The sequence below is a fragment of the Aeromonas sp. sia0103 genome (assembly GCF_963895295.1).
Classification (GTDB): domain Bacteria; phylum Pseudomonadota; class Gammaproteobacteria; order Enterobacterales; family Aeromonadaceae; genus Aeromonas; species Aeromonas encheleia.
In genome coordinates this window covers 22,998-44,709 of sequence record NZ_CAWQKG010000044.1, presented here as the reverse complement: position 1 = coordinate 44,709, position 21,712 = coordinate 22,998, and the positions used below count along the sequence as shown (strand labels likewise).

Sequence of the window (21,712 nt, the reverse complement as noted above, 5' to 3'; positions counted from 1 at the left end):
CCCATGACCTGGCAACAATCCCTGGTGCTGGGTCTGCTGGCTGCGCTCGTGGCCCTGCTGATCCAGGGCAAACTCCGTCCGGCGCTGCTGTTCTCGGGCGCCGTGCTCATCACCTACCTGAGCGGGCTGGCAGACATCAACGCCGTGGTGGCGGGCTACACCAACAGCGCCCTGCTGACCCTGGTGCTGTTGCTGCTGGTGTCGCTGGCGGTGGAGAAGACCCGGGTCATGAGCTGGTTCGCCAACCTGGTGGGCACCGGCTCCTTCAACAAGGTGCTGGTGAAGCTGTGGTTCTCCACCGCCTTCCTGTCGGCCTTCGTCAACAACACCGCCGTGGTGGCCTCCATGCTGGGGGCCGTCAAACGCAACCCCAACCATGCCCCCTCCCGGCTGCTGCTGCCCATGTGCTTCGCCGCCACCTTCGGCGGCGTGCTGACCCTGATCGGCACCTCCACCAACCTCATCGTCAACAGCTTCCTCATCAAGATGGGGGCCCCGCCGCTCGGCATGTTCGACTTCTTCATGGTGGGAGCAGGGACGCTGCTGACCGGTCTGGTGGCCGTGCTGCTGTTCGCGCGCCACCTGCCGGAGCAGGACACCGAGATGAGCCGGGAGTCCGGCTACTTCCTCGAGGCCAAGGTGGGCCCCGGCTCGCCGCTGGCCGGGCGCAGCGTCAAGGAGAACGGCCTGCGCAGCCTCAAGAGCCTCTATCTGGCGGAGATCATTCGCGGCGATCAGGTGATCTGCCCGGTGCAGCCGGAACACGAGCTGCACGAGGGGGACATGCTGCTGTTTTGCGGCGACGTGGAGAGCGTCGGTGTGCTGCAGGAGCTCAAGGGGCTGGATCTCTACGGCCAGCACCGGCTCAATGGCCAGCATCTGGTGGAGGTGATCGTCAGCCACAGCTCGCGACTGGTGGGGCAATCCATCAAGGATGCCGAGTTTCGCACCCACTTCGATGCGGTGGTGCTGGCGGTGCGCCGTGGCGAGACCCAGCTCACCGGCGGCCTCGGCCAGATTGAGCTGCACGCCGGCGATACCCTGCTGCTAGCGCCCGGCCCCAAGTTTGCCAGCAACAAGTCCCTGTCGCGGGAGTTCGTGGTGGTGAGCGGGCTGGAAGCCTCCACCCGGCTCGATGGCAGCCGCAGCGCCGCCGTAGTGCTGGGCTTTATCGGGGTGCTGGCGCTGTCGGTGTTCGAGCTGGTGCCGCTGTTCAAGGGGCTGCTGGTGATGCTGGTGGTGCTGCTGTTCAGCCGCATTCTGACCCTGGACGAGATCCGTCGTCGCTTCCCCCTCGACATCTGGCTGGTGGTGGGGGGCGCGCTCGCCATCGCCGATCAGCTGGAGCACAGCGGTCTGGCCCGGGTCATCGCCGACTGGCTGATGGGGGAGTTCAACGGCGCCAGCCCGCTCATCGCCTTTATCGGTATCTATCTGTTTACCTTGGTGCTGACCGAGCTGATGAGCAACAACGCCGCCGCCGCTTTGGCCTTCCCCATGGGCTACCAGCTGGCGCTCAGCATGGACGTGTCGACCATGCCGTTCATTCTGGCGGTGCTGTTTGGTGCCAGCTCCAGCTTCATACTGCCCTATGGCTACCAGACCAACCTGATGGTCTATGCGGCGGGTAACTACAAGATGCCGGACTACCTCAAGCTGGCGCTGCCGGTGTCGCTGGCCTACAGCCTGGGGGTGATCTGCATGGTGCCCCTGCTGTTTCCGTTCTGAGGCGCCACCCTCTTCGTTTTGGGGCCCTGCTGCCTCGCAAGGAGTTTGAATGAGCAATATCGTGTGGCATGCCCATGCCGTCGACAAACAGAGCCGCTCTGAATTGAAGGGACAAAAGCCGCTGGTGATCTGGTTTACCGGGCTCTCCGGGGCAGGCAAGTCCACCCTGGCCGGGGCGCTGGAGCAGGCGCTGGCGGCCGAGGGCAAGCACACCTATCTGCTGGATGGGGACAACGTGCGCCATGGCCTGTGCGGGGATCTCGGCTTCGATGATGCCGCCCGTCAGGAGAATATCCGCCGGGTCGGCGAAGTGGCAAAGCTCATGGTGGATGCGGGGCTGATCGTGCTCACCGCCTTTATCTCGCCGTTCCGCGCCGAGCGGGAGCTGGTGCGCAATCTGCTGGGCGCCGACGAGTTTGTCGAGGTGTTTGTGGATGCGCCGCTCGCCGTCTGTGAAGAGCGCGATCCCAAGGGGCTCTACAAGAAGGCACGGGCGGGGGAAATTCGCAACTTTACCGGCATCGACTCCGCCTATGAGGCACCGGAACAACCGGAAATTCACCTGCTTAACGCCGGCAAGCCGGTGGATGCTCTGGTGGATGAGTTGCTGACTGCTCTAAGGCAGCGGGGGTTGATCGGCTGAGGGCGATTGCTCATACCGAACATAAATAAACAAGGGGGCGTTTTCCCCCTTGTTAGTTCAGCTATTCCATTGTTGCTGACACGTGTTTGAAATATAGAAAAAATAAGTGCAAAACATTGTACCGTTCACCATATACAGACTTATATTTCCGTTGTAATGCACTACTCGAAATAGTGTGGGCGAGTCAGCTTCAACTTAATGCCTTTCTTATGAAGTAGCTATCAATAGAGTTAAATTCTTTGTAAGTTTCAGCTAGTCTTTTCATCTGTATACATAAGTGTTCTATTTCCAACTCTGATAGTGGTGAGTTTTTAACTTTATCAAGGGTCTCAATAGGTACGCCCATTTCCTCTAATGCGGTGAAGTTTGTTGGTAAATTTGAGTTTTCAAATTTTTGGATTAAATATCCATAATCAGCTTCTTTAACTATTCCTAAAGAATGTAATTCGAAGTTTATTAAATCTTGATACAGTGAAAGTGCTCTAGGTATATTGTGTTTAAATATATTTCTACATATCTTTAGCTCTGTATCAATTTTTTTAGATTGCATATCTTTATGTATATTATTACTTATGTAGTCAATTCTTCTTTCTATGTATTCAGAGTGACTGCTTGCAAATACATACCACATGATTCTATTTTTCAAGTCATCGTTATCATCATAGTGAAGGTTAAGTCTCATTAATGAATTATATTCTACCTTTTTAATTAGTCTTGTTATTAAGTCAAAGTAAACTGAGTTTGATTTAGCTGAATTTGTCAGTATCCCTAGTTCTTTCGTGGATAGTTCGTTAAGAGCCTCATAGGCTTTTTCAATAATTTCAATATCATATGATGTGTGTGATCTTATGATTTCCATAGGAATATCTGATTTTACAGAATATAAACGTATTCTTTCTTCCGCTATAGAAGATAGGTGCTCATCCTGAATGCCAGCCAGAAGGTTTATTGGAGTGTTATCATCCATATTACCAAGAGGAAGATCTACAATTTTCGGGTCGTTTTCATCTTTTGGTAAAGCCTCTAAGCAAAAAACATTACCTATCAAGTGTTGATTCATTCTACCGGCACGACCAGAAATGTTTTTATGTGTAAAATTGTCTACAAGGTATTTAGAACGTTTATTGTCATAAATAATAACGTTCTGAGCAACAGTATTTACACCTTCAATAATTGTACTTGTGCAAAGCAAAATTGATATTTTACCTGAGTTAAATAAGTCCAGACTCAACTGTTGTAAAGCTCTGGGTAACGTTCCATGATGTATAGCAACCCCCCTTCTTAGCGCCTTAAAATAAATCCAGTTTTCACTATAGTTTGACTTTATCCACTCGACAATATCCGATACTACATCCTCGGCAACATAGTAAAATAAATTTTCTATACTAATCAATCTTTCGGCAAGATCACTTATGGAGTTCTGGGACATGCAATATATGATAGTTTGCCCTTTATATTGCCTAATTATTTCAGTTGTTTTATCTATCTTCTCATCTATATTTGTTGGCTTTATGTTGAAGCAATGTAAATTAACTGCGACTGTTTTAAAATCAGTTGGAATGAATATAAAGTCCTTTGAAATTTTTTCTAGACCCCTAACTTCATCAATGTATGGCCCAATTAAATAAAATTGCTTTGAATTTGTTAGAAGTTTACTCATTGCAATGTTCAGTGCTATAGAACGGCTTTTTTCCTCTTTGCCAAAAGCAAGTTTGTAAAACTCATCTATGACAAAAAGATCTATATTTTTTATGTCACTTCTCTCATTAACTCGTTCCTGAGTCAATACATATACAGCTTTATTTGAAGAAAGTTCTTGTGTGTTGTGATATATTATTTGGTAACTTTCTTTGAATTTATTTTGAATTCGCCTTCTGGTTTCGTCTATTAGTGCTATTGTGGGAACAACTATAACTATTTTATTAAACTTACCGGTATATAATATTGAGTCTATAATCGCACTTTTACCCATGCTGGTTGGGGCGCTCAATACAACATTTTTCTTTTCAAGAAGATAGTTAAAAACTCTTGCTTGTAATGTATGGAATATAAATCCATTTCCATCTTTACTCTTATAAAGATTAATTGCCAGCTCAGTATTTGAATCTATTTTGTTAAAATATTTGTTTATATAAGGATATAACCCAGATTTCCTTACCATTTCTAATAGTAATTTTTCTCGGTCTGAGAATAAATGTTTTTTGTCCAGAGCCCGTATTACCAATTCACGCCCTAAACTGTTGCTTATTGGGTTGGATAGATATTCATTAGTTTTTTTTAAATATCCGAAAGGGGATATTTCATTGCTTTCAACCTTGTCAATGAGGCTTGTTATATTTGTATTCATTTCCCCTCCAAGCAGCAGCTGACGGAGTCTATCAATTTTTCTATTTTTGGTACTGGATATAAATACACTTCGATATTCATTTTTGAATAAAAGGCATTTTGTTTCAGTAGTGTTTCAATCAAGCTGATAAATTTTGATTTTATTTCAACTTTTAGTTCATGCTCATACCCATCATCCATGTTTGATTTATTACATGTTAGATTTTGAGAGTTAAATCCGATAAAAAATATAAACTTAATTCTATCTAAATGTTCATCCAATGAACTATTAGCATCTAGTATTTCATCAATGTCATGAGTAATCAGATATGAATCATCTTTTATTTCTAGGATTTTGTCTTTCTTGGTGTCGAAAGATTCTTGTTCTAAAAGTGTTTCGAAGTCACTGACTATTTTGTCAATGTCTGATTCTTGTAATTTTGGTATGAAATAATTAAATCCCATGACTAAAATGTCTGGTGAATGACGATTGATTACTATATGTACATTTGAGAATGTTGTATTTTCATCATCATCTATATGTAGGTGTGCTGGAATAGGTTGACTTTCATATGTAGTGCGAATAATAGAGTGTAAGAGAACCTGTGGAATCAATGAAATAAGTTCTTTGCTGCTTTGCAACTTCATTTTGGAGTAAGAGGTAAGTTTCTGCTCAAGGTTTGTCGCAGTGTTATCTGCCAGCTCTCTTGGTCGTAAAAGAACCTCTGGTAGCCATTTTTTAATTCCTTTTGCTATTTTGTCATATGTATACATTTGAAGGTGATATTTCCCTTCAACTCCTACACATAACTTTTCTTTGTCATGAGCTAGATAATCTTCTTGCGACTCAAAAAACTTTGACAGGATAGGGGATTCATTCTGTTTGTAAACCTTGGAAAAATTATAGCTTTCCTTCGAGTAGGAATTTAGCTGTTTTTCAAACCAATCAAGGAAGTCTTCTCTGAAGTAAGTCTTTTTATCAGCAGAAGACAATACAATTGATGTTGCACTTTTTTCGATTAAGGCAACAAGTAAGTTATTTAGTATCTTTTCTGGATCTGAGGACGGATTTATTTGTAAACGAAAGTCATCAAATGCACTTCTAATGATCATAAGTTTACATTCTGACTTTATATATTCAACTTGTGCTATATACATCCACGTCGTGTTATCTAACCAGTATTCGACATCTCTACCATTTGGACTATGAAAATTTTTCACCTTATTTTTTAGCGATACTAGTAAAGCATCTCTTTTAGCTTCATCCTCTCGGTCCTCAAAAGGAATCGTAAGATATTTTAGTGTGCTGTTAACATCTATCGGTGTAACAATTCTGAACTTCGGAGATAAAACATTTGCGTCACAGCTAATAGATTTGTGAAGTATTGAGTCTGTGTTTTTTACCTGTCTGGTCTTTCCTGCCACTGATTTTTTAGTTACTTTCGTAAGTTCTTCTAAGTTCCACTTGTTTGAAATGTTAGTTGTTTTTACTTGGACATACTCAATGTAGTTTGTATATATAAGATCAATATCATCGCTAACTTCACAACGAACGGCCTTTAGGCGTTTATCTTTGAGCATGTGTAGAGCTAAGTATGCGGCGATATAATCTTGATAAAGAAAGCCTTTCTTCGCGCCGATACCACCACTGTCACTTTTTTTCATCTTTGTCCCTTTTGATACCCAAAGCACTGAAATCTATCTTAGGGGGTATACGATAAAATATGTCACATTTCAGCATAACTAATAGAAAAAATCTTGTCGTGTTGATATTCATAATAAGCCAGCATTTCAAATAATGATGGCAACCAATTTCTATGTTTTATGAATAAGTCAAGCAGGAATAAAATTGTGATAGTCATCATTTTTAATAGCGCACGACAGTCATAACTTGATTATATATCTTCAGATAACGCTACCGCCCCTGAATCTCAGCCTCCAGTCTGCTGCGCTTTCCCTGCGGTGTTGCTCCGGTCTGGCTCATGGATGACTCCGACGAGAGGTATTCCTGATGGCTATGTTACCGAACGGGGCTGGTGAGGGAAGCGTGAGATAGTTGTTTCTCGGGCAAGATCAACAAATTTATTAATAACAGGTGGTGATGGGCATCTCGCCCCCCAACGCTCACAGCGCACCGGGGCGGGGGAGTGAAATCGGGGCGATCACCCTGTTGAGTGCGGTGCTGCTCAACTGCCATGGTGAGAGCGGCAAGGGCAAGCCGATGGTGGCGCGGGCGGATAAGTGGCTGGCCGCCCTGTAACAGAGGGGTTGGATCTAGAGTGCTGTCCCAGCCCCATAATGTCGATGGGCCCGTCTCTCACGAGATGGGCCCATGCTTTTTTGTGTTAGCGCACGGTCTTTATCTGGGGTTTGGTTTCCTCCGTGAGGGCTCAGCGGGCGAGCAGGGCGCGGCCACTGGGCTGCGGTTCATTGGCTGTGTGGGGGGCGGGACGTTGCTGGAATTGGCGCACCAGCCGCTCCAGTTCGTTCAACTGGCGCACCAGCGCGATGACGCCCTGCACCGCATGCTGGCTCCCCAGACTGGAGTCATCCGCGAGGCTCTTGATGTTGAGCACGTTGCGGTTGATGTCCATGGTGACCTGGGATTGTTCCTGCACCGCCTGGGCAATCTGGCTGCTGCCGGCGGCCACCTGTAACAACATGTCGTTGATCCGTTGCAGGACGTCGCCGGTGGCGGAGGCCTTGAGTCGGCAGCTGGCCGAGAGCTGCTCCCCTTTCTCCATCGCCTGTTCGGCCTCGCCGGCGCTGCGTTGCAGCAGGCTGATCATCTGTTGGATCTCACCGGTGGAGGTCTGGGTCTTGATGGCCAGCGAGCGGATCTCGTCCGCCACCACCGAGAAGCCACGGCCCGCCTCACCGGCGCGGGCGGCTTCGATGGCGGCGTTGAGCGCCAGCAGGTTGGTCTGGTTGGCGATGTTGTTGATCACATCCAGGATGCCGTCGATGGCCCGGCATTGGCTGGCGAGCGTGTTGATCACCCCCTTGGAGGTGACCAGCTCGCTGTGCATCCCCTCCACCGAGGCCATGGTGTCCAGCACGCTGCGGTTGCCCTCGCTGAACAGATCGGCGGTCTCATCCAAGCGGTCGGAGGAGGCGGTCGAGCTGTGGGAGACCTCGCGGATGGATTCCGCCATTTGTGTGATGGCGGTGGCGACCAGATTGGTCTGTGCCTGCTGCCGCTGCAGGTTGTCGGTGATAGTCTCGGCGTTGTGCAGATCCCCCTCGGCGGCGCGCAGGATCCGGGTGCAGGTCTGCTGGGTGCGGGCCAGCACGGCGTTGAACTCGGCCTGGTTCATCCGCATGGCGAGCTCGATAGCGGCGAGGTTGTCGACCCGGCCTGTGTAGAGCAACTGCATCAGCGGATTGTCGAAACGGCGGCGTGCCAGCACGCCGAGCCGGCCCAGCCGACGAGACTGGGCCTGGATGAGCAGGGCCGCGCAGGCCAGCGGCAGGGCGGCCCACACCAGCTGCCAGCTCAGCTCGTGGCGATAACCGAGCCCGAGCATGGCTACCAGGCTGAGCAGCAGGCAGAGGTTGAGCAGCAGGCTGTGGGAGAAGGCGGGCAGGCGCAGGGCCAGGGGGAGCTTGCCTTCCCTCAGCTGGGCATAGACCCGCTCGGCCCGCTGCTTCAGCGCCTCGTCCGGCGCGGTGCGCACCGACTGATACTCCACCGTCTTGCCGCTGGCGTCCTGAATGGGGGTGACGAAGGCGCTGACCCAGTAGTGGTCGCCATTCTTGCAGCGGTTCTTGACCGGTCCCATCCAGCTCTTGTTCTGGCGCAGATGCGCCCACATGTCGGCGAAGGCCTGGGTCGGCATGTCGGGATGGCGCACCAGGTTGTGCGGCGCCCCCTGCAGTTCCTCCAGTCCAAAGCCGGCGATCTGGCAGAACTCCTCGTTGGCATCCGTGATCCGGCTCTCCAGATCCGTGGTGGAGATCAGGTTCTGGTGCTCAGGGTAGAGACGCTCACGCTGGGTAACGGGATGGTTGACTCTCATGGCATGTTCCGGCTGGGGCTAGTGGCGATGAGTCCCGTCTGCAAACCCTGCACCAGAGTCGCGGTCGGCGTCAAAATAGCGATCTGGGCGGGCTTTGTTCGAGGAAAGCCGGCCGCTCGGTGAGGGGGAATGGGATGGCCGTCGGCGGGTTGCTGAATCGATTCGCTTTTTGGGAGCCGTTTTGGGAATGAGGGGGGCCCAGTCGCAATTTGGCAAGGGGAACCACAGGAGCCCAGGCGGGCTCCTGTTGGTATCAGGGGTGGGGCTCAGGCTCGCCGGCCGGGGCCAGCATCAGGGTCTCGATCTGCAGGTTGGTGGTCAGCAAGGTCTTCAGGTCTTGCAGGTACTCCTCCAGCGGAGGCTCCTGCAACAGCAGGGCGAGTTCGTTGCCGACCGGGGTGAGGCGGTAGTAGAGCAGGGTGAGGTTGCCCTGGCGCTGACGCAGGCGCCAGCGCTGATTGCCGAAGGCCAGCTCGACGCCGTCCGCGGGCAGCGGGCCGGATTCGAGCTCGCCCCGGTGCAGCAGACCCAGATCGAATAGCAGCAGCAGGGCGCTGTAGGGCACCCGATACTTGCCAAGCCCCATGCGGGTGACCTTGGCCCGGCTGAGCAGGCTGGCGCCCTTGTGCATGCCCAGCAGCAGGCGCTGCTCTTCGCTGCCCTCATAGTGGCAGCAGAGGGCGCAGATGCGCTGGAACAGCTGGGCCTCGCGCTGGGTCATCTCCTTGAGGGTGCTGAGGGCCCGGATGGAGAAGCGACCCGGGGTCGCCACCTCCAGCGCGAAGATCCGCCCCCACAGCTGCTGCATGGGCACCATGCTGATGTCTTCGGCCAGTTGCAGGAAGCGGGTCAGCCAGTCGCTGTCCATCTCGCCGCCGGCGGCCGTCTCCTCGCAGTGGCGGGACGCCATCACCATGATGGCTTCCAGGTTGCGCTGGCGGGCGGCCTGATCCGCCAGCTGGCGGAAGGTGGCGCGCTGCTCGAAGGTGCTGTCGCTGTTGCGGGTCAGCATGCCGTCTATGCCGCGGCTGCGGGCCAGGCGCAGGGTCTGCTCCTGGCTGCTCAGGATGGAACTCTCTTTCTTGGGGGGCGGCAGATCGGCCATGCTGGCTCCATGATCCAGGGGTTGAATAGGGCTGGTATTGAATGTTACTCCAACCGGGCGGACGAACAATCCCTCAGGCAGGGGCCCGTCATGGTGGCGATCACAGGGATAAAAAATGGCCTCCCGCGGGAGGCCATCATGGCGATGTTGTCTATGGTCAGCGCCACTACGGCTGAGCTGACTCGCTTTTGATTGCTTCCGGCGGTTTATGACCGGACTCACTCTTCTTCGTAGACGCTGACTTCGACCGCGTCCATGGAGTAGGAGGCGGTGGCCATCTCGTGGCTGGAACTGATGGTGCGCATCTTGCCCTTCACCCAGATGGCGTCCCAGAGATCATCCACCGGGGCGCCCTGGGGATAGCTCACATAGATCACCTGGTTGGTGGGCGGGGGCGGCACGTGGATGCAGGCCCCGAAGTAGGGCACCAGCAGGAAGGCGGTGATAGTCTTGGCGTCGCCTTCCAGCGGCACCACGAAGCCCGGGATGCGTACATCCTGCTGATCCAGCTTCTTGTTGACGCCGCCGACCGGCTGCGGCACCGAGGCCAGGTTGCCATCGTGGCTGACCTGGGGGGGCGGCAGCAGTTTTTCACCTTCCGGGATCAAAATGTCCCAGTCGATGGTCTTGTAGTCGGCGGCCAGGGCCGGCAGCACCAGCAGGCTGGCCAGCAGCGCCATTATCTTCCACTTCATCATCTGTCCTTCTGTGTTTATTCCGGTGTGGTCACTAGACGCGAATGCTCATGCCATCGCTCAGGCGGTAGCGAATGGTGGACACGGGCTGCCGGTAGCGGGCGAGCCACAGCATTGGCCTCATCCACCTCGTCATCCTCATATCCGGATACTCATGCCATCACTCAGGCTGTAGCGGTAGGCGCGGGCCGCGGGCAGCAGGCCGATCACCATGCCGGCCAGCCAGACCAGTCCCAGCAGCTGCCACTCATAGGCGCTCGGCAGCCCCAAGCTTAATTGCAGGCCATAGTGGCCGAGCAGCCAGGGGGTGGCAAGCCCCTGCCCCAGGTAGAGCGCGGCCACCCCGAGGGCGATCCCGATCGTGGTGAGCGCCATCGCCTCCAGCGCCAGCAACAGGAACAGGTGGGATGGGCCGGCGCCGAGGGAGCGCAGTATGGCGAGCTCCCGGCGCCGCTCGTTGAGCCCCGCCAGCAGGGTGGTCAGCATGCCGATGAGGCCCGCCACCACCACGAAGCCGGCGATCACCGAGAGCGCCGTCTCGGCCACGCTCATCAGGCCCCACAGCTCCTGCAGGGCGGCGCCGGGCAGAATGGCCATCAGCGGCTCACCGGGGTAGGTGTTGATGCCCCGTTGCAGCTGGAACGCCAGGATGCGGTTGCTGAGGCCCACCATAAAGGCGGTGATGGTCTTGGGGGTGAGATCCTGCGCCAGCGCCTGCTCGGCGGTGACGTTCTTGCTGTGACGGCCGCTGTCCCAGCCGAGGTGAATGGCCTCAATCCCGGCGAGTGGCACATGCACGGTGCGATCGATGGGGGTACCGGTCGGTGCCAGTATCCCCACCACCTTGAACGGCAGGTTGTCATGCTGGCTGAAGGAGGTGTTGCCGGCGCCATGGGCGATGACGATGGACTGGTTCAGCCGATAGCCCAGCTTCTCGGCCACCTGGGCGCCGAGTACCGCCTCGAACGGCGTCTCGAATGCCCGCCCCTCACGCAGTTGCAGCGACTGTTGCTGGCCATATTTCAGGTGGAGGAAGTAGTCCCCGTTGGTGCCGAGCACCCGGAATCCCTTGTGGGAGTCGCCGAGGGAGAGGGGAATGGTCCAGGCGATTCCCGGTCTCTGCTTGATGGTCTGATAGGTGTCCCAGCCGACGTTGTTGGTGGGGTTGCCGATGCGAAACACCGAGTAGAGCAGCAGGTTCACCTGGCCGGAGCGGGCGCCGACGATGAGATCGGTGCCGGAGACGGTATTGGAGAAGCTCTCGCGGGCTTGCATACGCACCCGCTCCACCCCGAGCAGCAGGGTGACGCTGATGGCCACGGCCAGCAGGGTGAGCCCGGCGGTGAGGCGACGGGCCCATAGACTCTGCAGGGCAAGTTTCAGCATGGCGACCTCCGGCTCAATGAGGGTGAATGGTCCGCCGGGGCGGATCCGGTCGGGTGGCGGTGATCATGTGGCGTCATCATGCGGCCCTCCGGTTGAGCTGTTGCAGATTCTCTACCCGGGGGAAGAGCGGCTCGAGATAGGGATCGTGACTGACGAAGATGAGGGTGCTGCCCTGCTTGTCGCACTCCTCGAACAACAACTTGATGAAGGCGGCTCTGTTGTCGGTATCGAGGGCCGAGGTGGGCTCATCGGCGATCACCAGCGGTGGCGAGCCGATCAGGGCGCGGGCGGCGGCGACCCGCTGCTGCTGGCCGATGCTCAGGGCGTGGACGGGTCTGTGCAGCGCCTCGTTTGGCAGTTGCAGCTCTCCCAGCAGCCGGCGTGCCTCCTGCTCGGGGCTTCCTTGCAGGCGGGCTCGCTTCTGGGGCGAGAAGCTGAGGGCGGCGGTGACATTGTCTAATACAGATAAAAACGGCAGCAGGTTGAACTGCTGGAAGATGTAACCCAGATTGGCGGCCCGGAAGTGATCACGGGCGCGGCCAGAGAGCTGGGCCAATGGCTGGCCCAGCACCTCCAGGGTGCCGTGGTTGGCGGTCTGGATCCCGGCCAGCAAGCCGAGAAGGGTGGACTTGCCGGAGCCCGAGGGTCCCTTGATGAAGACCCGCTCCCCCTGCTGGATGCACAGGGCGGGCAGATCGAGTACGGCCTCGTGACCCGGCCAGGCAAAGGCCAGATCGCGGATCTCAACCACGGCGTTTTTCATGGTGTCACCAGCTCAGTTGGAAGGCGGATGGGGTCAACTCGGCCGCGGTCTGGCCGTTGGGCAAGATACCCTGCACGCTCAGCTTCTCCAGGCTCGGATAGACGGCAAACAGGGTGGCTTCAAGACCAGTGAGTTTGGCCGGGGTCTCGCAGGTGTAGGTGTACATGGCGCCCATGTCGGCGTGACCCGCCTCATCATGGTGGTGCTCATCCTGATCGCCGTCCGCCTTTTCATGGTCATGATCGTGGTCGTGTTCTTCCTTGGCGGCATTGATCTCCTGCCGGGTCAGGGTGCAACCGGCGGCAGGATCGAGGCGGAACAGGGCATCCGGCTGCTGGAGCCGGGCCAGCGCCTTGGCGTACTGCGCCTTCTCCTCATCGCTTCTGGCGGCATGCTCGAAGCCCACCAGATCGGCGGCAGGCGCCTGCAGCTCGATCATCAGCTGGTTGCCATCGAGCACCAGATTGAGGTGGCCGTGGCCATGCTCGTGGGCCCCGTGGCCATGGCTCTCATGGTCGTCGTGATTGGCTTGTACGCCGAAGGCGGCGGCCGCCAGTAACAGGGTGACTGCTTTCATCGTTAATCCTTTTAAACCATCAATTAATAAGAGAAATATTCAGTTGGTTCAACGATGGGAGGCCGGCGGGGCGCGGATGCTGTAGTGAGGCGAGGCAGGGCTGCCGAGCAGGGGGAAACCGGGGATGACAGGCGGAAAAGTAGAAAACTGCGGGGCAGGGGTAAGCGGAGTGGGCGTCAGGGCCAGCTTGCCATCCAGATGGAGGGCGCAGATGAGGCAATGGTGGCCGTGGTCAGGCAGGCTCGCTTCCAGCGGATGCTGCGCCAGTGCCGGTTGCAACCACAACCAGCCCAGCAGCAACAACCAGATTTTCAGCTTGAAACGACCCATAGACCCTTATGGAAAGGGCGCCATCAGCGCCCTTACTCTCTGATTCAGAGATGGGACTTGATGAGCCCCATCACGGTAGCGATGTTGGTGGCATCGAGCTGGCCATCTTTGGCGAACAGCACCTTGCCCTCTTTATCCAGCAGTATGATGGCCGAACTCTCCGGCGCGAGATCCCAGGCGTTGCGGGCCATGCCCTTGGCATCCAGTACCATGACGGACCAGGGGAACTCCTTCTTGCTGTCTTCTGCACTGCTCTTCACGAAACCGGAGGTGCCCCAGATGGCGTCATTGCTGTTGATGATGGTGACGGTCTGGTACTGATCATGGGGCAACTTGGCCGCCTTGATCGCCTCGATCATGGGGGCATTCAACTCCTTGGCACTGGAGCGACCGGCGATGTGCTGGATCAAGAAGACCTTGCCGGCCAGCACCTTGCTCTGCCAGGGCTGATAGCTTATCGCCTTGTCCTGCAGCACCAGCTCACCCTTGTCACCGATGTTGACCGGTGGTACCTGGGCAGATTCCTTGATGTTGTGGGCCATGACCAGGCCTGGCAGCAGCGCCAGGGTAAGTACGAGATGTTTCATCCTGATGACACTCCTTTGTTATGTTATAACGATTTCATGATTGTGGGAATGGGACAGTACTCATCCTAAACTGATCGGATCTGTTTAAAAAGTGTTAAATAATGTGGTGAGCGTTAGGATCGCACCGTCCGCCAGCGCGGAGGGGCGGCTGGCAAGGGCGGCTAGGATGGCACGCAGTCGATAAAAATCAACGTCTTATCAACTGGTTTGAGGAGTGTGGTTCAGTAGAGGGGTTCACTGACCAGCGGGATCTGGGCCATGGTCATCTGCTGGGCCAGCAGGGGGGAGCCGGTCAGCAGCACGTGGCGTTGATTGCCGATCACCAGGGTGTCACCTTTCAGCCCGCTGTCGGCTGTGATGGCGAGCCAGGCCGGGGAGACGCTGCCGATGCTGATGTTGGGGTAAATGATGCTGAGCATGTACTGGGGCGCCAGCTCGGCCAAGAGGCTGGCCATCAGCAGCGCCTTCTCGTCACTGTCGGCCTTGTTGTCCTGCAGCGCCTGCAAGGGAGGGGCGAAGTGATCCATCTGCTCGGGAGGGGTGGGGATGCCGTTTAACCACTCCTGCAGCAGATTGACGCTGGTGGCCAGATCCTTGGCCGAAAACTGCTGGGCCAGCGGCTTGAGGTCACCCTTGAATTGATAGAACAGCTGGGAGTAATTGGGCCGCACGCAGGGCAGCTTGCGATTGGCCGGGTGCACGCAGGGCAGCACCCGCATCTGGTAGAAGGCATCTTCCTGATATTGCTGATAGGCCTGCCAGAACTGGTTCGACTCCAGGCTGTCGTCGTGCAGGGTGAAGGCCTGCTCCAGGTTGCGAAACTTGGTGGCGGTCTCCGGGCTGCTCTGATTGATCTGGTTGATGCTGTTGTAGAGCCGCGGGCTGATGTAGGAGTAGAGGGTCTCCAGCGGATAGTTGAGGGAGGCGTCGAGCAGGGTCATCTCATGACGGCTGGCCGAGATGACGCGCTCATCCGTGCTCAGTTGCAGATGCTTGAGCTGGCCGTCGGCGGACTGCCATTGCCAGCTGAGGTTGACCTCCTGGGCACCGGCCGCGGCGGCAAACACTAGACTCCACAGCACTCCTTGTGCCAGTTTCATGATGCTGCATCCCGCGCCGATAGATACTAAACAACTAGGTGAGGCGGCCGGTTTTGGATTACTTCAATTGCATTGAAGTTGGTAATCGCCTGATAAAGCTTTAAATTTAATTCTGAAAATAAGTCGCACAGGGAGCGATCATGAAGCCTATCTCGATGCTCTTGCTGAGCTTGGTCACGCTGCCGGCGCTGGCGGGCCAGGTGATCGTCAATCAGGGAATGTCCACGGCGGACACCTTTGCCTTGCGGGATCAGCTGGCGCGGGAGCACGAGTGGCAGGAGTGGCTGCGCCTGCAGCAGGCGGTCAAGTGGCTGGAGGTGTTGCCGGTCAACTGCGAGCTGGTGGGGGGCCGGGGCGAGGATTACCACTGTGGTGACAGTTATTACCGGCCCTACCGCCAGAATGGGCGCGACATCTATATCCAGGGCGATCCGCCGGGGCTGACGCCTGGTCATCAGCCCAGAGCAAATAAAAAGGCGCCATGAGGCGCCTTTTTATCGCGAGAAATACGCTTACTTGGCGGCGTAACGCTCGGCAGAAGTGACGATCTCGGCTTCTGCAGCGGCCTTGTCGCCCCAACCTTCCACCTTGACCCACTTGCCCGCTTCCAGCTCTTTGTAGCGCTCGAAGAAGTGCTGGATCTGGGCTTTGAGCAGCTCTGGCAGGTCGTTCACATCCTGGATGTGATCGTACTGCTTGGTCAGCTTGGAGTGCGGCACGGCCACGATCTTGGCATCTTCACCGGATTCGTCGGTCATCTTCAGCACGCCGACCGGGCGGCAGCGAATGACGGAGCCGGCCAGCAGCGGGTAAGGAGTCGGCACCAGCACGTCGACCGGATCCCCATCCAGAGACAGGGTGGCGTTCACGTAACCGTAGTTGCACGGGTAGAACATCGGGGTGGACATGAAGCGATCAACGAAGATGGCACCGCTGTCCTTGTCGACTTCATATTTGATCGGGTCGGCGTTTTGCGGGATTTCGATGATGACATAGATGTCGTCAGGCAGGCTCTTGCCAGCCGGTACCAGGTTCAGGCTCATGACGTTTCCTTCAGTGTTGGAGTCAAGTTTGCAGGCCGATATTATAGCGATGTCGAATCAAATGACCATATTTCGAGGGCACTGCGACAGAGTTGGCTGCAGCCGGTCAGCTTGGGTCTGCCAAATTGGCGCCATCTTGCTAGAATGCTCGCTCTCTCTACAGGAACGGGAAGCGGTATGCATATTCACATCCTCGGTATCTGCGGCACCTTCATGGGCGGCGTCGCCGTGCTGGCCAAGCAGCTGGGTTATAGAGTCACGGGCTCCGATGCCAACGTCTATCCCCCCATGAGCACCCAGCTCGAGCAGCAGGGCATAGGGCTGACCGAGGGCTATGATCCGTCCCAGCTCGATCCGGCGCCGGATCTGGTGGTGATCGGCAACGCCATGAGCCGTGGCAACCCCTGCGTGGAATATGTGCTGGATCGCAATCTGCCCTATATCTCAGGCCCCCAGTGGCTGCTGGAGCATGTGCTGCAGGATCGCTGGGTGCTGGCCGTGGCGGGCACCCATGGCAAGACCACCACCGCCAGCATGCTGGCCTGGGTGCTGGAGTACGCCAAACTGGCGCCGGGCTTCCTCATCGGTGGCGTGCCGGGCAACTTCCCTGTCTCCGCCCGCCTGGGGGACGCCCCCTTCTTCGTCATCGAGGCGGACGAGTATGACTGCGCCTTCTTCGACAAGCGCTCCAAGTTCGTGCACTACCATCCCCGCACCCTGATCATGAACAACCTGGAGTTCGACCACGCGGACATCTTCCCGGATCTCGCCGCCATCCAGCGTCAGTTCCACCACCTGATGCGCACAGTGCCGAGCAATGGCCGGGTGCTGTTTCCCCAGGCCGATGCGAACCTCGGTGCCGTGCGCGAGATGGGCTGCTGGAGCGAGGTCGAACTGGTGGGTCAGGACGACGCCAAGTGGAAGGCGGTCAAGCTGGCAGAGGACGGCTCCGCCTTCGAGGTGTGGCTGGATGGGCAGAAGCAGGGCGAGGTGCACTGGGAGTGCATCGGCGAGCACAACGTCAGCAACGGCCTGATGGCCATCGCCGCCGCCCGTCACGCCGGCGTCATGGTGGAGCACGGGATCAAAGCCCTGTGCCAGTTCAAGTCGCCGAAGCGGCGGATGGAGCTCAAGGGCGAGGTGGCGGGCATCAGCGTCTATGACGACTTCGCCCACCACCCGACCGCCATCGAAACCACCCTCGGTGGCCTGCGCGCCAAGGTGGGCAAGGCCCGCATTCTGGCGGTGCTGGAGCCGCGCTCCAACACCATGAAGCTGGGGGTGCACAAGGAGGAGCTGGCTGGTTGCTTCGACGGCGCCGACGAGGTGCTCTTCTTCCAGCCGGCCAACATCGGCTGGGATCTGGCCGAGGTGACGGCCCACATGAGCCGTCCGGCCCGGGTATTCGACGAGCTGGAGACCCTGATCGACCGGCTGGTGGCCGAGAGCCGCGCCGGCGATCATATTCTGATCATGAGCAACGGCGGCTTCGGCGGCATTCACGACAAGCTGCTCGCCCGCCTCAAGCAAGGCAAGTCATGAGCAAACAGATCACCCTGGCGCTGACCGGTGCCTCCGGCGCCCCCTACGCCCTGCGCCTGCTGCAATGCCTGGTGCAGGCGGACTATAGGGTCTATCTGCTGGCCTCCTCCGCCGCCCGGGTGGTGCTCAAGACCGAGCAGCAGCAGGATTGGCCCGGCTCGCCAAAGGAGCTGTCTGCCTACCTCTGCCGCCAGTATGGCGCCAGGGAGGGGCAGATAGTGGCCTGCGGCAAGGAGGAGTGGTTCTCGCCGGTGGCCTCCGGCTCGGCGGCGCCGAAACAGATGGTGGTCTGCCCCTGCTCCATGGGCACAGTCTCGGCCATCGCCAACGGCGCCTCCGACAACCTGCTGGAGCGGGCGGCGGACGTGGTGATCAAGGAGCGCGGCCAGCTTATCCTGGTGCCCAGGGAGAGCCCCTTCTCGGCGATCCATCTGGAGAACATGTTGAAGCTGGCGCGGCTCGGGGTGACCATCATGCCGGCCGCCCCCGGTTTCTATCATGAACCCAAGAGCATCGAGGACCTGGTGGACTTTATGGTGGCGCGCATTCTTGACCACCTTGGGGTCGAACATGCGCTGACCCGGCGCTGGGGCTATGCCCAGCCCTGAGCCAGACGGCAGGCAAACAAAAGCGGCGCCGACCTGAACAGTCCGGCGCCGCTTTTTTATTGGCGAGGCGGGTTAGGCGACCTGAATGGGGGCCGTCACATACTTGAACAGAAAATCAGTCACCTCTTCCCGGGATGGGCGTTGGGGCTGATTGATCATCTGCATCATGACGTAGCCAAACCCGGTCAGGGAGCGGGCCAGATCCTGCGCCGACAGCACGCTCTGGATCTCGCCACTGTCCATGGCGGCCTGCAGGTGGGGCGCTATGCGTTCCAGCGCCCGGTCCAGCAAGCGGGTGTAGCGGGGCCACACCTCTTCCCGCACCGATGAGCTCCATTCCAGCCAGATGCTGGCATGGTCCGGGCTATCGTAGGCGGCGTCGACGAACAGCTTCACGTGACGGTGAATGCTGTCGCTGACCGGACCCTGGCCGGTATAAGCCTGCTCGAGGATCTGTTGCACGAAGCGCTCGATCTCGGCCAGCACTTCATCGACCAGATCTTCACGGGTGTTGAAATAGTTGAATACGGTCGCGACCGATACCTTGGCTTGTTCCGCGATCTCGGCATGTCCCGCACGGCCAATGCCGCGACGGGAGAATACCTCGATGGCACACTCCATCAGTTGGTCACGGCGAGCCTCCGGCGAAAGCCGGGTTCGACGTCTTATTTCTGCGCGTGGTTCCATAGTTTTTTCATCTAATAGTTATTGATTATGGTGTTTATAGTATTGTCACCGATAATGCCCAAAGGCCCGCTAACTCTATCAATTAAAATAAGCCGATAAAAGCATCACGTATGCCTGACGCCTCCCGGCTGGAATGGTAGAATCCTCGGTTTTGATGCAAATGAACGGCCAATAACCCTTTGGCCATGAATGGAGTATGTGATGAAACACACTGTCGAGGTGATGATCTCCGAGGCCGACGTCGCCGCCCGGATCGCCAAATTGGGTGAAGAGATCACCGCCCGTTACCAGGGTTCCGATGAAGTGGTCATGATTGGCCTGCTGCGTGGCTCCTGCGTCTTCCTGGCCGATCTGTGCCGTCAGACCCAACTGCCCATCACCCTGGATTTTATGACCGCCTCCAGCTATGGCTCCGGTATGCACAGCACCCGTGACGTGCGCATCCTCAAAGATCTGGATGACGACATCAAGGGCAAGGACATAGTGCTGGTCGAAGACATCATCGACACCGGTTACACCCTCAACAAGGTGCGCGAGATCCTCTCCCTGCGCGAGCCGAAATCCCTGGCCATCTGCACCCTGCTGGACAAGCCGTCCCGCCGTGAGGTACATGTGCCGGTGGACTGGATCGGCTTCTCCATTCCGGACGAATTCGTGGTGGGCTGTGGTATCGACTACGCCCAGAAGTATCGTAATCTGCCGTTCATCGGCAAGGTAGTTCCGCAAGAATAAGCAAGGCTCAGCAGTGACATAGGCAGCATGGCCGCCGCCATCGACTGTCTGCAGGCGGCCTCGGCCGCCTTTTCTGTCTCGAGATGGGCCATTCCATCACAGGGGTTGCAATGAACGCATTGGAAATCAGCGGCCTGAAAAAGACCTATCAGGGGGGCGTCGAAGCCCTTAAGGGCATCGATCTTACCGTCAAGCAGGGGGACTTCTTCGCCCTGCTCGGCCCGAACGGGGCGGGCAAGTCCACCACCATAGGCGTCATCAGCTCGCTGGTGAACAAGAGCGCCGGCAAGGTGAAGGTGTTCGGCTACGACATCGACGGCCAGCTGGAGCAGGCCAAGGCCCAGCTCGGCCTGGTGCCGCAGGAGTTCAACTTCAGCCAGTTCGAGAAGGTGAGCCAGATCGTCATCCATCAGGCTGGCTTCTACGGCGTACCGAGTGGCGAAGCCAAGATCCGGGCCGAGAAGTACCTGCGCCAGCTCGATCTGTGGGACAAGCGCGACGCGCCGGCCCGCACCCTCTCCGGTGGCATGAAGCGCCGCCTGATGATCGCCCGCGCCCTGATGCATGAGCCCAAGCTGTTGATCCTGGATGAGCCGACCGCCGGGGTGGACATCGAGATCCGCCGCTCCATGTGGCAGTTCCTGCAGCAGCTCAACGAGCAGGGGGTGACCATCATACTCACCACCCACTATCTGGAAGAGGCCGAGATGCTGTGCCGCAACATCGGCATCATCGACAAGGGCCGCCTCATCGAGAATACCAGCATGAAGGCGCTGCTCGGCAAGCTGGGGCGCGAGACCTTCATGCTGGATCTGGCGCCCGGCAGTGCCATGCCCCATGTGCCCGAATTCCAGGGGCGGATGCAGGATGAGCACACCCTGGAGGTGGATCTGGACAAGAGCCAGTCCCTCAACAGCCTGTTCGAGCAGCTGTCCGCCCAGGGGGTGCAGGTGCAGAGCATGCGCAACAAGGCCAACCGGCTGGAAGAGCTGTTCGTCAATCTGGTGGAAGAGGGCCGTAAAGCATGAACGCCAACACCTATTACATCGCCTTCAAGAGCATACTGACCAAGGAAGTGGTCCGCTTCACCAGGATCTGGCTGCAGACCCTGGTGCCGCCGGCCATCACCATGAGCCTCTACTTCGTCATCTTCGGCAACCTCATAGGTTCGCGCATCGGTGACATGGGGGGCTTCAGCTACATGGAGTTCATCGTGCCCGGCCTCATCATGATGTCGGTCATCACCAACTCCTACTCCAACGTCGCCTCCTCCTTCTTCAGCGCCAAGTTCCAGCGCAACGTGGAGGAGCTGCTGGTGGCGCCAGTGCCGAACTACATCATCATCGCCGGTTACGTGGGCGGCGGCGTGGCGCGTGGCCTCTGCGTCGGCCTCATCGTCACCCTGGTGTCGCTGTTCTTCGTGCCGCTGCAGATCCACCACCTGTTCAGCGTCTGCTTCACCGTGCTGTTGACCTCGATCCTGTTCTCCCTGGGCGGGCTCATCAACGCGGTGTTTGCCAAGACCTTCGACGACATCAGCATCATCCCCACCTTCGTGCTGACGCCGCTCACCTACCTTGGCGGGGTCTTCTACTCCATCACGCTGCTGCCGCCGTTCTGGCAGGGGGTTTCCCAGGTGAACCCCATCATCTACATGGTGAACGCGTTCCGTTACGGCTTCCTCGGTATCTCCGACGTGCCGCTCGGCACCGCCTACCTCATCATCATCGGCTTCATCGTCGCGCTCTACGGCCTGGCCTGGTGGCTGATCTCCCGTGGCACCGGGCTGCGGCACTGAGTGCTCGCACCATGAAAAAAGGCGCCCACGGGCGCCTTTTGTTT

22 protein-coding genes are annotated in these 21,712 nt (G+C 56.7%); 9 read left to right on the top strand and 13 right to left on the bottom strand.

Features of this window, described 5'->3' with window-relative positions; all coding sequences use genetic code 11:
- Positions 1–3: 3 nt before the first annotated feature.
- Together AACW18_RS14170 and cysC are read left to right on the top strand one after the other, a co-directional pair.
- A complete protein-coding gene (locus tag AACW18_RS14170; RefSeq protein WP_218389036.1) occupies positions 4–1,728 on the top strand; it encodes an SLC13 family permease in 1,725 nt (574 codons plus the stop codon).
- A 49-nt stretch (positions 1,729–1,777) separates the two neighbouring features.
- Positions 1,778–2,371, top strand: a complete 594-nt coding sequence (cysC, locus tag AACW18_RS14165; protein ID WP_218389035.1) for an adenylyl-sulfate kinase — start codon at positions 1,778–1,780, stop codon at positions 2,369–2,371.
- Positions 2,372–2,561: 190 nt separating this feature from the next.
- Here cysC and AACW18_RS14160 read toward each other — a convergent pair whose 3' ends face one another.
- Both AACW18_RS14160 and AACW18_RS14155 read right to left on the bottom strand, forming a co-directional pair.
- A complete protein-coding gene (locus tag AACW18_RS14160; RefSeq protein WP_218389034.1) occupies positions 2,562–4,718 on the bottom strand; it encodes a DEAD/DEAH box helicase in 2,157 nt (718 codons plus the stop codon).
- Positions 4,715–6,361, bottom strand: a complete 1,647-nt coding sequence (locus AACW18_RS14155; RefSeq protein ID WP_218389033.1) for a dsDNA nuclease domain-containing protein — start codon at positions 6,359–6,361, stop codon at positions 4,715–4,717. The genes AACW18_RS14160 and AACW18_RS14155 overlap by 4 nt, the downstream gene beginning before the upstream one ends.
- Positions 6,362–6,797: 436 nt before the next feature.
- Between AACW18_RS14155 and AACW18_RS14150 the strand changes: the two genes are divergently transcribed.
- Complete coding sequence (locus tag AACW18_RS14150) at positions 6,798–6,956, top strand: hypothetical protein (RefSeq protein WP_218389032.1); 159 nt, start codon at positions 6,798–6,800, stop codon at positions 6,954–6,956.
- A 130-nt stretch (positions 6,957–7,086) separates the two neighbouring features.
- Here the strand turns inward: AACW18_RS14150 and AACW18_RS14145 are convergent, their stop codons facing one another.
- The 9 genes from AACW18_RS14145 to AACW18_RS14105 form a co-directional block, all read right to left on the bottom strand.
- Positions 7,087–8,715 carry a methyl-accepting chemotaxis protein gene (locus AACW18_RS14145; protein WP_218389031.1) on the bottom strand — a complete coding sequence of 543 codons (1,629 nt, stop codon included), beginning with the start codon at positions 8,713–8,715 and terminating at the stop codon, positions 7,087–7,089.
- Positions 8,716–8,968: 253 nt separating this feature from the next.
- Entirely contained in the window at positions 8,969–9,820 is an 852-nt protein-coding gene (locus AACW18_RS14140) for a TIGR03899 family protein (RefSeq protein ID WP_218389030.1), read from the bottom strand.
- A 218-nt stretch (positions 9,821–10,038) separates the two neighbouring features.
- Positions 10,039–10,518: a DUF3299 domain-containing protein gene (locus AACW18_RS14135; RefSeq protein WP_218389029.1), complete on the bottom strand. Its 480-nt coding sequence runs from the start codon at positions 10,516–10,518 to the stop codon at positions 10,039–10,041.
- Between the two features lie 135 nt (positions 10,519–10,653).
- On the bottom strand, positions 10,654–11,901 hold the full coding sequence (locus AACW18_RS14130; protein ID WP_218389028.1) for an ABC transporter permease: 1,248 nt from the start codon (positions 11,899–11,901) through the stop codon (positions 10,654–10,656).
- A 76-nt stretch (positions 11,902–11,977) separates the two neighbouring features.
- Complete coding sequence (locus AACW18_RS14125) at positions 11,978–12,664, bottom strand: ABC transporter ATP-binding protein (RefSeq protein ID WP_218389027.1); 687 nt, start codon at positions 12,662–12,664, stop codon at positions 11,978–11,980.
- Positions 12,665–12,668: 4 nt separating this feature from the next.
- On the bottom strand, positions 12,669–13,241 hold the full coding sequence (locus AACW18_RS14120; protein WP_218389026.1) for a DUF2796 domain-containing protein: 573 nt from the start codon (positions 13,239–13,241) through the stop codon (positions 12,669–12,671).
- A gap of 48 nt (positions 13,242–13,289) precedes the next feature.
- Positions 13,290–13,571 carry a hypothetical protein gene (locus AACW18_RS14115; RefSeq protein WP_218389025.1) on the bottom strand — a complete coding sequence of 94 codons (282 nt, stop codon included), beginning with the start codon at positions 13,569–13,571 and terminating at the stop codon, positions 13,290–13,292.
- A gap of 44 nt (positions 13,572–13,615) precedes the next feature.
- The gene (locus tag AACW18_RS14110; RefSeq protein WP_042653000.1) at positions 13,616–14,158 is read right to left on the bottom strand and encodes a YtfJ family protein; all 543 of its coding nucleotides are present in this window, start codon (positions 14,156–14,158) and stop codon (positions 13,616–13,618) included.
- A gap of 221 nt (positions 14,159–14,379) precedes the next feature.
- A complete protein-coding gene (locus tag AACW18_RS14105; protein ID WP_042652999.1) occupies positions 14,380–15,258 on the bottom strand; it encodes a hypothetical protein in 879 nt (292 codons plus the stop codon).
- Positions 15,259–15,398: 140 nt separating this feature from the next.
- Here AACW18_RS14105 and AACW18_RS14100 point away from each other — a divergent pair, with 140 nt between their 5' ends.
- A complete protein-coding gene (locus AACW18_RS14100) occupies positions 15,399–15,743 on the top strand; it encodes a hypothetical protein (protein ID WP_042652998.1) in 345 nt (114 codons plus the stop codon).
- A gap of 27 nt (positions 15,744–15,770) precedes the next feature.
- On the opposite strand, the gene ppa is transcribed toward AACW18_RS14100, so the two are convergent.
- The gene (ppa, locus tag AACW18_RS14095; protein WP_218389024.1) at positions 15,771–16,301 is read right to left on the bottom strand and encodes an inorganic diphosphatase; all 531 of its coding nucleotides are present in this window, start codon (positions 16,299–16,301) and stop codon (positions 15,771–15,773) included.
- A 177-nt stretch (positions 16,302–16,478) separates the two neighbouring features.
- Between ppa and mpl the strand changes: the two genes are divergently transcribed.
- Complete coding sequence (mpl, locus tag AACW18_RS14090; RefSeq protein WP_218389023.1) at positions 16,479–17,843, top strand: UDP-N-acetylmuramate:L-alanyl-gamma-D-glutamyl-meso-diaminopimelate ligase; 1,365 nt, start codon at positions 16,479–16,481, stop codon at positions 17,841–17,843.
- On the top strand, positions 17,840–18,451 hold the full coding sequence (locus AACW18_RS14085; protein ID WP_042652996.1) for a flavin prenyltransferase UbiX: 612 nt from the start codon (positions 17,840–17,842) through the stop codon (positions 18,449–18,451). Before mpl ends, AACW18_RS14085 begins: the two co-directional genes overlap by 4 nt.
- Before the next feature lie 72 nt (positions 18,452–18,523).
- Here the strand turns inward: AACW18_RS14085 and AACW18_RS14080 are convergent, their stop codons facing one another.
- Entirely contained in the window at positions 18,524–19,138 is a 615-nt protein-coding gene (locus AACW18_RS14080) for a TetR/AcrR family transcriptional regulator (protein WP_042652995.1), read from the bottom strand.
- A 201-nt stretch (positions 19,139–19,339) separates the two neighbouring features.
- On the opposite strand from AACW18_RS14080, the gene hpt reads away from it, so the two are divergent.
- The 3 genes from hpt (at position 19,340) to AACW18_RS14065 (ending at position 21,668) form a co-directional block, all read left to right on the top strand.
- Positions 19,340–19,870: a hypoxanthine phosphoribosyltransferase gene (gene hpt / locus AACW18_RS14075; protein ID WP_042653310.1), complete on the top strand. Its 531-nt coding sequence runs from the start codon at positions 19,340–19,342 to the stop codon at positions 19,868–19,870.
- 110 nt (positions 19,871–19,980) lie between these two features.
- A complete protein-coding gene (locus AACW18_RS14070) occupies positions 19,981–20,898 on the top strand; it encodes an ABC transporter ATP-binding protein (protein ID WP_042652994.1) in 918 nt (305 codons plus the stop codon).
- On the top strand, positions 20,895–21,668 hold the full coding sequence (locus AACW18_RS14065) for an ABC transporter permease (RefSeq protein WP_042652993.1): 774 nt from the start codon (positions 20,895–20,897) through the stop codon (positions 21,666–21,668). Before AACW18_RS14070 ends, AACW18_RS14065 begins: the two co-directional genes overlap by 4 nt.
- The last annotated feature ends 44 nt before the right edge of the window (positions 21,669–21,712 follow it).